Annotated in this window: 1 protein-coding gene; it reads left to right on the forward strand. The window is 39.8% G+C overall.

Annotation, left to right across the window (positions count from 1 at the left end):
* Positions 1-80 precede the first annotated feature (80 nt).
* Positions 81-211 (forward strand): helix-turn-helix domain-containing protein (locus FC65_RS11715; protein ID WP_156408667.1); only part of this gene is annotated, 131 nt, incomplete at its 3' end.

The raw sequence follows: 211 nt of genomic DNA on the forward strand, positions 1-211 counted from the left end.
TTGAACATTTAAGTGGACAGAAAAACCCATCAAGGTCTTTAATGGTGTTACCACACAATCCATTAGAAAGAAGGACCTTGATGAGCACCACTATTTTATCATTCCAGAACCGTGTTGTCATTGAAACGCTTCATAATGAAGGACGTTCCTTGCGATACATCGCTAACTACTTAGGCTTTAGTAAGACCACCATCTTTAACGAACTTCACCG

Origin of the sequence: Ligilactobacillus acidipiscis DSM 15836 (assembly GCF_001435755.1) — a bacterium.
Taxonomy (GTDB): Bacteria; Bacillota; Bacilli; order Lactobacillales; family Lactobacillaceae; genus Ligilactobacillus; species Ligilactobacillus acidipiscis.